We start from the raw sequence: 12,760 nt of genomic DNA, 5'->3' as shown, positions 1-12,760 counted from the left end.
ATCAAACGGATGGCGGGGGATAGCAATGTCGGAAACGGACAAAGTGTTTGCCGGCTCGATTCCGGAAAACTACGACCGCTACATGGTGCCGTTGATCTTCGAGCCGTTCGCCGCGGATTTGGCACGACGGGCAGCGTCCTTGTCGCCCGGCGCCGTCCTGGAAGTCGCCGCCGGCACCGGCGTTGTCACCCGCGCATTGGCGCCGAAACTGTCCCCTGGCGCAAGCTATGTCGTGACCGACCTCAACCAGCCTATGCTCGACTACGCGGCCTCGCGACAAGCTCCCGACAGTCGCATACAATGGCGTCAGGCGGATGCTCTGGCGCTGCCGTTCGAAGATGCGGCTTTCGATCTCGTTTGCTGTCAGTTCGGCGCGATGTTCTTTCCCGACCGAGCCGCCGGCTATCGCGAAGCAAAGCGGGTCCTGAAGACCGGCGGCCATTTCCTGTTCAACGTGTGGGATCGCATCGAAGAGAATGTATTCGCCAATGATGTGACGAATGCTCTTGCGGAGATTTTTCCGAACGATCCGCCCCGCTTTCTCGCCCGCACGCCGCACGGCTACAATGACACTGCATTGATCCGCGGCGAGTTGGAAGCCGCAGGTTTCTCCCGTGTGGTGATCGAGACGAGGGCCGAACAAAGCCGTGCCTCCTCGCCGCGCCTTCCGGCGGTTGCCTATTGCCAGGGAACTCCGCTTCGCAACGAAATCGAGGCCAGAGGAAAACTGGAAGCCGCAACCGATCACGCCGCGTCCGTGATTGCAGCCAGGCACGGCAGCGGCGAGGTTGCGGCCAAGATCCAGGCGCACGTGATCGTGGCTACGGTCTAATGCATGTCGCCCAGAAGTGTGCCGCGGTTCCGGGACAACGACATGCATCAAAACAAAGACTTAAGCGCGTCGTATGAATCCGTTTCAGCGCGACGCGCTTTAATCGTCGCCTTCGACGACACGTAGCCTGAGCTGCCCCGTCTTGGAATCCGCCACCCGCACCCCGGCTTCGGCCTTGGCGGGTCCGCCACCGCGCACTTCGGCTTCGCTTTCGCCAAACTCCAGCGCTTCGATCTTTTGGCCGCGCTTGGTCACCTTCGACGTCGACACCAGTATCTCGTCGATATCCTTGGCCGACTGGCCAAAATGCGTCTGCAACCGGCGCACGCGTTCGTCGACGCGCGCGACGTCTTCCATCAGCCGGATCACCTCGCCTTGGATCAGATGCGCCTGTTCGCGCATGCGGGCGTCCTTGAGGATGGCCTGGATGACCTGGATCGACAGCATCAAAAGCGACGGCGAGACGATGATGACACGCGCCCGGTGCGCCTTCTGGACCACGGCGTCGAAATTCTCGTGGATTTCGGCGAACACCGATTCGGACGGCACGAACATGAAGGCGGTGTCCTGCGTCTCGCCCTGGATCAGGTATTTTTCCGAGATATCGCGGACGTGAATTTCGATGTCGCGGCGGAAAGCCTGGGCCGCGATCTTCTGTTGTTCGGCGCCATCGGCGGCGCGGATGGCGTTCCAGGCTTCCAGCGGAAACTTGGCGTCGATGGCAAGCTGCGGCGCACCGTTCGGCATCCTGACCAGGCAGTCGGGACGGCTGCCGTTTGACAGTGTTGCCTGGAACTCGTAGGCGCCCATCGGAAGGCCGTCGGCGACGATCGCCTCCATGCGCGACTGGCCGAAGGCGCCGCGCGTCTGCTTGTTGGACAGGATCGCCTGCAATTGCACGACCTGGCCGGCCAGCGACTGAATGTTGCCTTGCGCGGTGTCGATGACCGCCAGCCGTTCCTGCAGTTTGGCGAGGCTCTCATGCGTCGATTTGGTCTGTTCGGTCATGGTTTGACCGAGCCTGCCGGTCATGGCGTCGAGGCGCTGGCCGATCGACTGGTTGAGTTCGGCCTGCCTTGCGCCGAACACGTCGGCGATGGCGCCCATGCGGCCCTGCATCTCGGCCTGGCTTTGCAAAATGCCGGCCATCCGCGCCTCGGCGTCGCGGGCGTGGTCGGCGGCTTCCGCCGCGGCGATGGTGCGCGCCTTGGCCGATCGCCACAGCGCCACGACAAGCGCCAGGAACAGGCCGAGAAACACCAGCGCGCCGAGGGCCAGTGCATGGCCGAGCGTGATCGTCGTGGCGCCAAGCCGGGCAACGGGTTCGGAAAGGATGGTGCTCAGGTCGTTCATCCCGCCAGCATAGCCGATTCGCAGACCTGGCACAGATCAAAACGTGAACGAGACCGATTCGCACCGGTTGACGCTTCTCCTGCGACGTTTTAGGTGAGGCGCCATGTCGATCAAGCCGCTCATCATCCTTCCCGATCCCATCCTGCGCCAGGTTTCCAAACCAGTCGAACGCGTCGACGCGCCTTTGCGCAAACTGGCCGATGACATGCTGGCGACGATGTATGATGCGCCGGGCATCGGCTTGGCCGCAATCCAGATCGGCGAGCCGCTGCGCATGCTGGTCATCGACCTCGCCAAGGAAGACGAGCCGCCGGCGCCGCATGTCTTCATCAATCCCGAAATCCTCGAAAGCGCCGACGCCCGCTCGGTCTACGAGGAAGGCTGCCTGTCGATCCCGGACTATTACGCCGAGGTCGAGCGTCCCGCCTCGGTGCGCGTGAAATATCTCGACCGCGACGGCAAGCTGCAGGAGATCGAGGCCGAAGGCCTGATGGCGACTTGCCTGCAGCACGAGATCGACCATCTCAACGGTGTGCTGTTCATCGACCACATCTCGAAGCTGAAGCGCGACATGGTGGTCAAGAAGTTCAAGAAGCTCGCCAAGGACAAGGGGCCGGGCAAGCTGGTGGGATAGGCCCTGCTTTCGGCGACTCGCACAAAATCCCGTCTCGACCCGCCCCTATTGAGAGACGCTTCCTTGCGTGATATCATTGATATCAGACTGGAGACTCAGATGGGCGATATGTTGATCAGAGATATTCCCGAGCCGTTGAAGCGTGAAATCGAGCATGCGGCACGCAAGGGCGGCCAAAGCCTCTCGCTCAAGGCGATCGATTTATTGCGAAAAGGCATGGTTGCGGAAAAAGAAGGCAAGGCCGAGCCTGGACTCACGGCTTGGGATGCGATTCGCGCTGCCTTCGCCTCGGAAAATGCAATCAGCGACGAATTTGCGCAGATGATGGATGAGATCGAAGCGGAACGGAAACGCGACTTTGGCCGCACCATTGAGAATTTCGAGTGATAATCCTCGATACCAATGTCGTCTCGGAAGCGAGCCGGCCCGCGCCCGATCCAAACGTCGCTAAGTGGTTTCGCAGACAGGACCTGCTCGACCTCTATCTCTGCGGTCCTGTTGTCATGGAGCAGTCCTTTGGAGCCGAAAGGTTTCTGAACAAGACCGGCTCGGACCGCCACGTCCGTGCACTTGACCACCTGGTTTCGAAGCAGTTTTCGGGACGTGTCGTCGAATTTGCCGGTCCCATTCCCCGTCTGGCGGGCAAGCTCCGGGCAATGCGGGAAACTATCGGCCGGCCGATCAGCCTTTCCGATGCCATGATCGCTGCCATCTGCCTGTCGCACGACGCTATGCTGGCGACGCGCAATATTAAGGACTTCGAAGAGCTTGACCTCAAGATCGTAAACCCGTTTGAAGCAGACGCTTGAGCGGACTGCCGCGCGCAGAACAGGATACTGGACGAAAAATGCCGCTTCGCGTCATCTTCATGGGCACGCCGGAGTTTTCGGTGCCGGTGCTGCGCGCGATTGCCGAGGCCGGGCACGAGATAGCAGCCGTCTACACGCAGCCGCCGCGCGCCGCGGGCCGCCGCGGGCTGGAGCTGACACCGTCGCCGGTGCAGCGCGAGGCTGAGCGGCTGGGCATCGAAGTGCGCACGCCGCTGTCGCTGAAGGGCGAGGGCGAGCAAGCTGCTTTCCATGCGTTGCGTGCCGATGTCGCAGTCGTCGTCGCGTATGGTTTGCTGTTGCCGAAGGCTATTCTGGAGGCTCCGCGCCTCGGCTGCCTCAATGGCCACGCCTCGCTTTTGCCGCGTTGGCGTGGTGCAGCTCCCATCCAGCGAGCCATTATGGCCGGCGACGTCGAAACCGGCATGATGGTGATGCGCATGGAAGAGGGCCTGGACACCGGTCCGGTGGCACTGGTTGAAAAATGCGCCATAGAGCCCGACATGACGGCCGGCGATCTGCACGACCGCTTGATGAACATTGCTGCCACGCTGATGGTGGAAGCGCTGTCCCGATTGGAGACAAATACCCTGGCATCGACTTTGCAGGCGGCTGACGGGGTGACCTACGCCAGGAAAATCGATAAGTCGGAGACACGTGTGGACTGGACGCGCCCGGCTGCGGAGGTCCACAATCACATTCGCGGCCTGTCGCCATTTCCCGGCGCCTGGTGCGAGGCCGACATCGGCGGCCGCACGGAACGGCTGAAACTGCTTCGCTCGACGCTTTTGGAAGGCACGCTTTCTGAAAGCATGGGCGAGTCGGGAGGAATTCTCGATGACCGGCTGACGGTCGCCTGCGGGTCGGGCGCGGTCAGGCTGGTCGAAGTTCAACGGGCAGGCGGAAAGCCCGCTGCCGCGCAGGAGTTTCTGCGCGGGGCCAAGATCGAAAAAGGAATGAAGTTCTCATGAGCATGATGTCGATACGCGGCGCGACGCCGCGGGACCGCGAGGCCATACGCCTGGTCGAGGAACACGCATTCGGCCAGCAGGCGGAGGCCGGGCTGGTCGACGCTCTGGTCACCGGCGGCGACGCCGTTGTCGAACTGGTGGCGGAAGAAGACGGCCAGGTGGTCGGCCACATCCTGTTTTCCAGGCTGTTCGTCCAGAACGGCGGCAAGCAGTTCGCAGCCGTGGCGCTGGCGCCGTTGGCGGTGGAACCTTCGTTCCACGGCTCGGGCATTGGCGGTGCGCTGATCCGCGAGGCGCATATCCGCCTCAGGGATGGCGCCGAGACGCTCGCCGTTGTGTTGGGCGATCCGGCCTATTACGGCCGCTTCGGCTACAGCCATGCGCGCGCCGAAAAGTTCGAGAGCGAATATCAGGGCGAAGCGCTGCAGGCGCTGGCCTGGGGTGACGCACCCGAAAAAGGCAAACTGGTCTACGCCCAGGCCTTTACCGCACTCGCCGCCTGAACGAAGGGTGTATGCCGCGTTTTCGTCTCGATATCGAATATGACGGCAGCCTCTTCGCCGGCTGGCAACACCAGGCGGATCAGCCTTCGGTGCAGCAGGCGATAGAGCAGGCGATCGAGAAATTTTGCGGTGAGGCGGTGCGGATACGCGCCGCCGGCCGCACCGACGCCGGCGTGCATGCGACCGCCCAGGTGGCGCATGTCGACCTCGCCAAGGCATGGCCAAACCACAAGGTGCGCGACGCCGTCAACGCGCACCTGCAGGCGGCAGGCGCGCGCATCGCCATCCTGCAGGCCACGGTTGTCCCCAATGAGTTCGACGCCCGTTTCTCGGCCACCGGACGGCACTATCTCTACCGCATCCTCAACCGGCGCGCGCCTGCAGCGATGGAAAAGGGCAAGGTCTGGTGGGTGCCGAAGCGGCTCGATGCGGACGCCATGCACGAAGCGGCGAAAGTCCTGCTCGGCCGACATGACTTTACCACCTTCCGCTCGACGCAATGCCAGGCCAATAGTCCGGTGCGGACGCTGGAGCGGCTCGATGTAAGCCGCCAGGGCGACCTGATCGAAGTCAGGGCCTCGGCGCGCTCTTTCCTGCACAACCAGGTGCGCTCCATGGTCGGTTCGCTGAAACGCGTCGGCGACGGCGGCTGGACCGCCGCCGACCTCAAGGCCGCGCTCGCTGCACAAGACCGCGCCGCCTGCGGCCAGGTGGCGCCGCCCGACGGGCTTTTTCTCGTCGGTGTAGACTATCCGGAAAAGTTCTAGGCCGGAGCGGCGGTCGGCACAGTGATGCCGAGCAGCGCCACCAGGCCGAACAACACGGCCAGAGACACCACCAACATGCCTGCGAACACGGCGCTGCCGACAGCCGCGCCCTTGCCGATCGCGGCGTTGGTCATCCGCCAGGAGAGTACCAGCGAAAGCACCACCAGAACCAGCCACACCAATTCGGCAACCGGGTTGCCGGACGGCAGGAAAAGCCTGATCAGCGCTGAAGGCAGCAGCATCCAGGCGGTGATCGCCGACGCCCAGTTGCTGGCAACGACATAGTGGACGAAGCGGTCGCCGATGCCGGCGCGCGATGCGACCAGGGCAAGCACAAACAGGGGCAGCAGCCACGAGCCGAGGTCGACGGTCGCCAGGCGAACCAACATGCCCAGCCGGCCGGCGAACGCATTGGGATCGCCGATCTCGTTGGCCGTGCCGACCCACCCGACGATCATCGCCGGCGCTGCGACGACGATGGCGAAGAAGGAATTCCAGAAGCCGTCCGCCGAAAGGTCGAGCAGCCGCAAGCCGTCGGCCTTTCCGAGCATCAGCCGCCAGGCGCCGTTAAGCGATGAAGAGGTCTCGTCAACCGAAAGCATGATCAGCCCTGCTCGAACCAGTCATCGATGAAGCGCTGGTAGATTTGGGTCAGCGTCTCGAGGTCGGCCAGTGCGACGCGCTCGTCGACCATGTGCATGGTCTTGCCGACCAGGCCGAACTCGACCACCGGGCAATAGTCCTTGATGAAACGCGCATCCGAGGTTCCGCCCGAGGTGGACAGCGCCGGCTCCTTGCCGACCGTCGCCTTGATCGAGCCGCGCAGCGTCCCGATCAGCTTGTCGTCGCGCGTCAGGAAGACATGGCTCGGCCGGTCGCGCCAGATCAACTCGTAGTCGACCGGCGTCTTGCCGGTCCGGTATTTCTTGCGCTTCGCCGCCTGGTCGAGGCGGTTATGGATCTCGGCCTGCACCGTCTCGGCAGTCCATGTGTCGTTGAAGCGGATGTTGAAGGTGGCTGTCGCCTTGGCCGGAATAACATTGGTCGCGGGGTTGCCGACATCGATCGAGGTCACTTCCAGATTGGTCGGCTGAAAATCCTTCGTGCCCTTGTCGAAGACGGGCGACAGCAAGGCGTCGACCAGGCTGATCAGGCCGCGCACCGGATTGTCGGCGAGCAATGGATAGGCGACATGGCCCTGGCGGCCGTTGACCGTGACACTGCCCGACATCGAGCCACGCCGGCCGATCTTGATCATGTCGCCGAGCGTGTCCGGATTGGTGGGCTCGCCGACGATCGCGGCGTCCCATTTCTCGCCCCTGGCCGCCGCCCAGTCGAGCAGTTTTGTCGTCCCGTTGATGGCCGGCCCCTCCTCGTCGCCGGTAATCAGCAGCGAGACCGAGCCTTTCGGACCACCCTTGTTCTCGACATGGCGCGCCACGGCAGCGATGAAACAGGCAATGCCGCCCTTCATGTCGACGGCGCCGCGGCCGTACATCTCGCCCTTGGCGATCTCGGCGGCGAAGGGCGGATGCGTCCACGACGCCTCGTCGCCCGCCGGCACCACGTCGGTATGGCCGGCAAACATCAGATGCGGCCCGTTGCCGGAGCGACGCGCGTAGAGGTTCTCGATGTCGGGGGTGCCGTCTTCGGAAAACACAGGGCGTTCGACGGAAAAGCCGAGCGGCTTCAGCATGCCTTCCAAGGCAGCCAGCGCGCCGCCCTCGGCGGGCGTTACGGAGGCGCAGCGTATGAGGGTCGCGAGGTTGGCGGCGGGATCGGTCGGCAGTTTCATGGGCAAAGCGATAGTCGAAAGCGAAAGGCCTGTCACGGCCAGAGATGATGACCGATCCTGCCGCCGACATTATGGTTTTCCTGTCGTATAGTGCAGGCCAACACGAGATAATCGCATGGCCAACGCCGAAAAGACCATCGTCATTGCCGGCGCCGGCAGCATCGGCTGCTATGTCGGTGGTTGCCTGGCGCTGGCCGGACGCAAGGTGGTGTTTTTGGCGCGGCCAGACATAGCGACGGCCTTGCTGGGCGGTGGCCTGCGCATCACCGATCTCGATGGTCGCGACCGATCCATCCGGCCGGAGTCCGTCACCACCGATCCCGCCGCTGCCCTCGCCAGCGCCGACGTGGTGCTGGTGACGGTCAAGAACGGCGCTACCGAGGAGATGGCGTCGCTTGTTGCCGGACATGCGCGCGGCGATGTCGTGGTGGTCAGCCTGCAGAACGGCGTCGGCAATGCCGACCGGTTACGCGCCGTGCTCGGTGGCCGGACTGTACTCGCCGGCATGGTGCCGTTCAATGTCGTCCAGTCGGCCATAGGCAATTTGCCGCTTCACGTGCATCGCGCCAGCGACGGCAAGGTCATGATCGAAGATGGCGTGACCGGCCTTGCCGGCCTTCTCGATGTCGAAGGGCTTGGCGTGGAAACCCATCCCGACATGAAAGCCGTTCAGTGGGGCAAGCTGCTGATCAACCTCAACAACGCGCTTGTCGCCTTGTCCGGCCTGCCGCTGGCGAGCGAACTTGCCGACCGCCGCTGGCGGCGGATCCTGGCCGGTCAGATCGACGAGGCCCTGGCGGCGATGAAGGCGTTACATATCGCGCCGGCGCGGATCGGCGGCTTGCGTCCCGGCCTGCTGTCGAAGCTGCTCCGGCTGCCGGACTGGCTGTTCCGGCTGGTCGCCCGCCGCATGCTCGCCATCGACCCGCAGGCGCGCTCGTCCATGTGGGACGACCTCCAGCGCGGTCGGCCGACCGAGATCGGTGACCTGCAGGGGGCCGTCCTGAGCCTCGCCGAAAAGGCCGGCACGCCGGCGCCTCTGCTGAAGCGGGTCACCGCGCTGGTGCAGCAGGCCGAGCGGGAAAAGCGCGGCTCACCCGGGCTGACGCCGGAAGCCGTCACTGGATAGTCTGCTTGCGCGAGCCTCGGGCCTTGGCCCGCATAGCCCGAAAATAGGCGCGTGGGCCCGCCGCGTCACAGCTTTGGTGCGCGCCTCGGAGCCGGCGCTTTGCTCGCCGAGCCTGGCGCCGGCAGGGGCTGCGCAGCCGGGTGGTTCTCGATCAGCGTGATCTTCTGCCAGATCTTGCGCGACAGGTTGGACGCCAGGTTCTCGACGTCGTTGACGCCGTCGATGACCACATCGTCATTGACCGACTGCGCAAACAGCGCCGCGATCTTGCCGGTGATCGACAGCATCTCCGAGCAATAGTCGAGGTAGCGCGCCAGGTCGGCGGCATTGGTGATGCGCGCCGGCGAATGCGCGGTCGGCCTGAAATTGGCGGACAATGCTGCCGGATCCTTGGTCAGCTGGTGCATGTCGATGACATGGATCAGCGATCTCAACCCATGCAGCTGGCGAAACACCCGCTTGCGCTTGATGCGCTCCTCGGTGCGGATCAGCGCCAGCAGGCCAAGCACGGCAAGGATCATCATGTTGATCGTGGCTTCGATGCCTTGCACCGACTGCACCGCATCGTCGGCCTGCGAGATATGGATGAGCGGCAGGATGGTGCCGACGAACAGGAAGATCAGCGCGCCGGCGGCAACAGCGGCGACGATGGCGCCGCGGAGCCACCAGATCGGCGCTTCGAGCGCCTGCGCCGCCTTGGCCAGGTCGCGCGACAGCGACACCAGTTCGGCGGCGACGCCGCGCAGGCCGGCATCGGGAAAACGCTCGGCGACGCGCTCTTCCAGCCGCTCGGCGGTGTCGATGATCAGTTTCGGATCAAGCGTGCGGTAGCGCATGGCGAGATATCCGGTCGGCGCTCATGGTTCAGCCGGCGCGTTGCTGCGTTTGCCGTAGCGGTTCGGACCGGGGTCACCGCGGAAACACGCTAGAACGATGAGAAGAATGGGGCCGATGATAAGAGAGATCAACGCGAAATAAGTCGGCTTGCCGAAATCATGAAACCGCTTTGCGGTTACCGCAAAGCTCGACCATGTCGAGATCAGCAAAACGACCCAGAACACAAGTGCCCAGTTCTGGCTGGTTGCGGTGCCGGGTTCCAGTCTCGACAACTGGTAGAGCGGGAAAAACTGTGCAAGCACCAGCAGCAGCCCGGCGAGCACGTAGGCACTTGGGCTGACGCGCCCTGAGAGGCTGAAGAAAAGCCAGGGAAGTGGTGGTGTGTTGGGCAATCTGGAGCGCTCTGGTTGCTCGGACAGGATCAATCACGCAGCAGTTCGTTGATCGAGGTTTTCGACCGGGTCTTGGCATCGACGCGCTTGACGATGACGGCGCAGTAGAGGCCAGGGCCCGGCTCGTTGTTCGGAAAGGCCTTGCCCGGCATCGAGCCGGCGACGACGACCGAATTAGGCGGCACCTCGCCATAAAACACTTCGCCGGTGGCGCGGTCGACGATCTTGGTCGACTGGCCGATGAACACACCCATTCCGAGCACCGAGCCTTCGCGCACGATGCAGCCCTCGACCACTTCGGAGCGCGCGCCGATGAAGCAATTGTCCTCGATGATGGTTGGGCCGGCCTGCATCGGCTCCAGCACCCCGCCGATGCCGACGCCGCCCGAGAGGTGCACATTCTTGCCGATCTGGGCGCAGGAGCCGACCGAGGCCCAGGTGTCGACCATGGTGCCGCTGTCGACATAGGCGCCGACATTGACGAAGGACGGCATCAGCACCGCGCCCGGCGCGACATAGGCAGAACGGCGCACGATCGAAGACGGCACGGCGCGGAAGCCTGCCTTCTCGAAATCGACCGCACTCCAGCCGTCGAACTTCGACGCCACCTTGTCCCACCAGACCGCCTGGCCGGGGCCGCCCTTGATGATCTCCATCGGATAGAGCCGGAAGGAGAGCAGCACCGCCTTCTTCAGCCACTGGTTGACATGCCATTTGCCATCCGGCTGGCGCTCGGCGACCCGCACGGTGCCACGGTCGAGCAGGTCGAGTGAGGACTGGATGGCGTCGCGCGTTTCGCCACGGGTCGCGGTCGAAATCGTGTCGCGCTCCTCGAAGGCCTTCTCGATGATCTTTTCGAGGCTGGCCAGATCAGGCTTCGACATGAATTCGCTCCGTTACCACGCTGTTAAGGCCGTCGGCCTTAACCTTGTTTTGAAAGTCGCGCGGACCCTATGTTAAGGCGTATTGGGGGTCAATCGCGGGTGCGCCATGGGACGGCGCAAGTGAACTGTTGGGACGGGTAGAAGCATATGACTCCTATGGAAAAGGCGGGATGGACGCCGCTGCCGCATTCGGACGAGGATCTGGAGCGCTCGAAAAGCGTACCCGACACGCCGCAGACTCGCGCCGAAACCTACCGGCTGGCCTGGAACGATCCCGACTTCATGACGCGCCGGGAGTTGCGCGCTGTGCGCTTGCAGCTTGAGCTCTTGAAGCCCGAAATGATCCTGGCCGAGCGCGGCATCCGCTCGACGGTGATCCTGTTCGGCGGCGCGCGTATTCCCGAGCCCGGCGGCGAGGCCTGGGCCGCCAAGAACGAGACGCAGAAGAAAAACCTCGAGGAAAACAGCAAATATTACGAGGAGGCGCGCAAATTCGCCCGCCTCTGCTCACAGCAATCGGCCACGTCCTACTACCGCGAATTCGTCGTCGTCACCGGTGGCGGCCCAGGCGTGATGGAGGCGGGAAATCGCGGCGCCGACGATGTCGGCGCGCCGTCGATCGGCCTCAACATCGTCCTGCCACACGAGCAGGCGCCGAACGCCTATGTGACCCCGGAGCTGTGCTTCAACTTCCACTATTTCGCCATCCGCAAGATGCATTTCGTCATGCGCGCCAAGGCCGTCGCGGTGTTTCCGGGCGGCTTCGGTACCATGGACGAATTCTTCGAGACGCTGACGCTGATCCAGACCGGCCGCATGGAGCGCGTGCCGGTGATCCTGTTCGGCAAGGCGTTCTGGCAGCGCGCGATCGACCTCGATTTCCTGGCCGAACAAGGCACCATCACGCCCGGCGACCAGGATATCATCGACTTTGTCGACACCGCCGACGAGGCCTGGGGGATCATCAGCCGCTTCTACAAGTTGGGGGAGTAGGGGAACCGGGAATTGAAGAACTGAAGAATTGAGGAAAAGGAGGTCCGGATCGGTCTCCCTTTCACCAGTTCTTCAATTCTTCAGCTCCTCAATTCCTCTACCCCCTCCACTATCCCCGTCAGAAACGCCGCGAGATCGTCGGTGACGAAATCGACGTCGTCCTCATTGGCCGGATCGCGTTCCCAGATCTCGGCAAAGGTCGGCTCGAAATTGCGCGGCACCACCAGCACCGTGGTCATGCCCAGTGATTTCGGCACCTCGAGGTTGCGGGCGAGATCCTCGAACATCACCGCATTGTGTCCGGTGACGGCGTGCAGTTCGGCAAACTTCTCATAGGTCTGCCGCGACGGCTTCGGCGTCAGCCCGGCGGCGACGATATCGAAAATGTCGTCGAAATGGTCGAGTATGCCGAGCTGGCGCGCGGTGCGCTCGGCGTGCCTGCGGTCGCCATTGGTGAAGATGAACTTGCGGCCGGGCAGCTGGCGGATAGCGGTGCCCAGCACCGGATCCGGCACCAGCCACGAATAGTCGATATCATGCACCTTTTCGAGAAAGTCGTCGGGGTCGATGCCGTGACGCGTCATCAGCCCGTTCAGCGTCGTGCCATATTCGAGATAGAGTTCCTTCTGCAGCTTGCGCGCTTCCTCGCGCGGCAGCGTGAGCAGTTCTCCGACATAGGCCGTCATCTTGACGTCGATCTGCGAAAACAGATTCGAATGGTGCGGATAAAGCGTGTTGTCGAGGTCGAACACCCAGTCGGTGACATGGGCGAAGCGGGCGGGATCGGGCAGCGTGGTCATGGCGTCCTTATGGCATGAAATATCTGCCGTTCGAACCCCTTTC

The 12,760-nt window shown here is 63.4% G+C and carries 16 protein-coding genes; 9 read left to right on the top strand and 7 right to left on the bottom strand.

What is annotated here, in order from left to right; genetic code table 11:
* Positions 1–25 precede the first annotated feature (25 nt).
* Entirely contained in the window at positions 26–832 is an 807-nt protein-coding gene (locus NKJ75_RS21170; RefSeq protein ID WP_023687477.1) for a class I SAM-dependent methyltransferase, read from the top strand.
* Positions 833–931: 99 nt separating this feature from the next.
* Here NKJ75_RS21170 and NKJ75_RS21165 read toward each other — a convergent pair whose 3' ends face one another.
* Positions 932–2,185, bottom strand: a complete 1,254-nt coding sequence (locus tag NKJ75_RS21165; RefSeq protein ID WP_023692996.1) for a DNA recombination protein RmuC — start codon at positions 2,183–2,185, stop codon at positions 932–934.
* A gap of 103 nt (positions 2,186–2,288) precedes the next feature.
* On the opposite strand from NKJ75_RS21165, the gene def reads away from it, so the two are divergent.
* The 6 genes from def (at position 2,289) to truA (ending at position 5,887) form a co-directional block, all read left to right on the top strand.
* Positions 2,289–2,819: a peptide deformylase gene (gene def, locus NKJ75_RS21160; RefSeq protein WP_023739790.1), complete on the top strand. Its 531-nt coding sequence runs from the start codon at positions 2,289–2,291 to the stop codon at positions 2,817–2,819.
* A gap of 99 nt (positions 2,820–2,918) precedes the next feature.
* A complete protein-coding gene (locus NKJ75_RS21155) occupies positions 2,919–3,206 on the top strand; it encodes a hypothetical protein (RefSeq protein ID WP_023739789.1) in 288 nt (95 codons plus the stop codon).
* Positions 3,203–3,628, top strand: coding sequence for a type II toxin-antitoxin system VapC family toxin (locus NKJ75_RS21150; RefSeq protein ID WP_023732763.1), 426 nt, complete (start codon positions 3,203–3,205; stop codon positions 3,626–3,628). The genes NKJ75_RS21155 and NKJ75_RS21150 overlap by 4 nt, the downstream gene beginning before the upstream one ends.
* A 38-nt stretch (positions 3,629–3,666) precedes the next feature.
* On the top strand, positions 3,667–4,617 hold the full coding sequence (gene fmt / locus NKJ75_RS21145) for a methionyl-tRNA formyltransferase (protein WP_023725313.1): 951 nt from the start codon (positions 3,667–3,669) through the stop codon (positions 4,615–4,617).
* The gene (locus NKJ75_RS21140) at positions 4,614–5,120 is read left to right on the top strand and encodes a GNAT family N-acetyltransferase (protein WP_023692998.1); all 507 of its coding nucleotides are present in this window, start codon (positions 4,614–4,616) and stop codon (positions 5,118–5,120) included. Before fmt ends, NKJ75_RS21140 begins: the two co-directional genes overlap by 4 nt.
* Before the next feature lie 11 nt (positions 5,121–5,131).
* Positions 5,132–5,887, top strand: coding sequence for a tRNA pseudouridine(38-40) synthase TruA (gene truA / locus NKJ75_RS21135; RefSeq protein WP_352500142.1), 756 nt, complete (start codon positions 5,132–5,134; stop codon positions 5,885–5,887).
* Here the strand turns inward: truA and NKJ75_RS21130 are convergent.
* Positions 5,884–6,489, bottom strand: coding sequence for a hypothetical protein (locus NKJ75_RS21130; protein WP_023696038.1), 606 nt, complete (start codon positions 6,487–6,489; stop codon positions 5,884–5,886). The two genes, truA and NKJ75_RS21130, sit on opposite strands and share 4 nt — an antisense overlap.
* Positions 6,490–6,491: 2 nt before the next feature.
* Positions 6,492–7,682 (bottom strand): succinyl-diaminopimelate desuccinylase, encoded by a 1,191-nt coding sequence (gene dapE, locus NKJ75_RS21125; protein WP_023732760.1) that lies wholly within the window; start codon positions 7,680–7,682, stop codon positions 6,492–6,494.
* Positions 7,683–7,797: 115 nt separating this feature from the next.
* On the opposite strand from dapE, the gene NKJ75_RS21120 reads away from it, so the two are divergent.
* On the top strand, positions 7,798–8,811 hold the full coding sequence (locus tag NKJ75_RS21120) for a 2-dehydropantoate 2-reductase (RefSeq protein ID WP_023744892.1): 1,014 nt from the start codon (positions 7,798–7,800) through the stop codon (positions 8,809–8,811).
* Positions 8,812–8,876: 65 nt separating this feature from the next.
* Here the strand turns inward: NKJ75_RS21120 and NKJ75_RS21115 are convergent, their stop codons facing one another.
* Genes NKJ75_RS21115 through dapD form a run of 3 tightly spaced genes read right to left on the bottom strand, consistent with a single transcriptional unit; the run spans position 8,877 to position 10,924 of the window.
* Entirely contained in the window at positions 8,877–9,647 is a 771-nt protein-coding gene (locus NKJ75_RS21115; protein ID WP_023732758.1) for a hypothetical protein, read from the bottom strand.
* A 21-nt stretch (positions 9,648–9,668) separates the two neighbouring features.
* Positions 9,669–10,073, bottom strand: a complete 405-nt coding sequence (locus NKJ75_RS21110) for a DUF805 domain-containing protein (RefSeq protein WP_081726158.1) — start codon at positions 10,071–10,073, stop codon at positions 9,669–9,671.
* Positions 10,070–10,924 carry a 2,3,4,5-tetrahydropyridine-2,6-dicarboxylate N-succinyltransferase gene (gene dapD, locus NKJ75_RS21105; RefSeq protein ID WP_023744894.1) on the bottom strand — a complete coding sequence of 285 codons (855 nt, stop codon included), beginning with the start codon at positions 10,922–10,924 and terminating at the stop codon, positions 10,070–10,072. The genes NKJ75_RS21110 and dapD overlap by 4 nt, the downstream gene beginning before the upstream one ends.
* 147 nt (positions 10,925–11,071) lie before the next feature.
* Between dapD and NKJ75_RS21100 the strand changes: the two genes are divergently transcribed.
* The gene (locus tag NKJ75_RS21100) at positions 11,072–11,917 is read left to right on the top strand and encodes an LOG family protein (protein WP_023681343.1); all 846 of its coding nucleotides are present in this window, start codon (positions 11,072–11,074) and stop codon (positions 11,915–11,917) included.
* Between the two features lie 80 nt (positions 11,918–11,997).
* Here NKJ75_RS21100 and NKJ75_RS21095 read toward each other — a convergent pair whose 3' ends face one another.
* Positions 11,998–12,717 (bottom strand): pyrimidine 5'-nucleotidase, encoded by a 720-nt coding sequence (locus NKJ75_RS21095; protein ID WP_023834586.1) that lies wholly within the window; start codon positions 12,715–12,717, stop codon positions 11,998–12,000.
* Between the last annotated feature and the right edge of the window lie 43 nt (positions 12,718–12,760).

The sequence above is a fragment of the Mesorhizobium sp. M0058 genome, assembly GCF_040323095.1.
Lineage (GTDB): Bacteria > Pseudomonadota > Alphaproteobacteria > Rhizobiales > Rhizobiaceae > Mesorhizobium.
The sequence above is the reverse complement of the archived record's forward strand: the minus strand, read 5'-3'. Positions and strand labels throughout refer to the sequence as shown.

Excerpts from the sequence above, each read along its gene's own strand:
- NKJ75_RS21170 (WP_023687477.1), top strand. The coding sequence starts at position 26 with ATGTCGGAAACGGACAAAGTGTTTGCCGGCTCGATTCCGGAAAACTAC.
- NKJ75_RS21165 (WP_023692996.1), bottom strand. The coding sequence starts at position 2,185 with ATGAACGACCTGAGCACCATCCTTTCCGAACCCGTTGCCCGGCTTGGC.
- def (WP_023739790.1), top strand. The coding sequence starts at position 2,289 with ATGTCGATCAAGCCGCTCATCATCCTTCCCGATCCCATCCTGCGCCAG.
- NKJ75_RS21155 (WP_023739789.1), top strand. The coding sequence starts at position 2,919 with ATGGGCGATATGTTGATCAGAGATATTCCCGAGCCGTTGAAGCGTGAA.
- fmt (WP_023725313.1), top strand. The coding sequence starts at position 3,667 with ATGCCGCTTCGCGTCATCTTCATGGGCACGCCGGAGTTTTCGGTGCCG.
- NKJ75_RS21140 (WP_023692998.1), top strand. The coding sequence starts at position 4,614 with ATGAGCATGATGTCGATACGCGGCGCGACGCCGCGGGACCGCGAGGCC.
- truA (WP_352500142.1), top strand. The coding sequence starts at position 5,132 with ATGCCGCGTTTTCGTCTCGATATCGAATATGACGGCAGCCTCTTCGCC.
- NKJ75_RS21130 (WP_023696038.1), bottom strand. The coding sequence starts at position 6,489 with ATGCTTTCGGTTGACGAGACCTCTTCATCGCTTAACGGCGCCTGGCGG.
- dapE (WP_023732760.1), bottom strand. The coding sequence starts at position 7,682 with ATGAAACTGCCGACCGATCCCGCCGCCAACCTCGCGACCCTCATACGC.
- NKJ75_RS21120 (WP_023744892.1), top strand. The coding sequence starts at position 7,798 with ATGGCCAACGCCGAAAAGACCATCGTCATTGCCGGCGCCGGCAGCATC.
- NKJ75_RS21115 (WP_023732758.1), bottom strand. The coding sequence starts at position 9,647 with ATGCGCTACCGCACGCTTGATCCGAAACTGATCATCGACACCGCCGAG.
- dapD (WP_023744894.1), bottom strand. The coding sequence starts at position 10,924 with ATGTCGAAGCCTGATCTGGCCAGCCTCGAAAAGATCATCGAGAAGGCC.
- NKJ75_RS21100 (WP_023681343.1), top strand. The coding sequence starts at position 11,072 with ATGACTCCTATGGAAAAGGCGGGATGGACGCCGCTGCCGCATTCGGAC.
- NKJ75_RS21095 (WP_023834586.1), bottom strand. The coding sequence starts at position 12,717 with ATGACCACGCTGCCCGATCCCGCCCGCTTCGCCCATGTCACCGACTGG.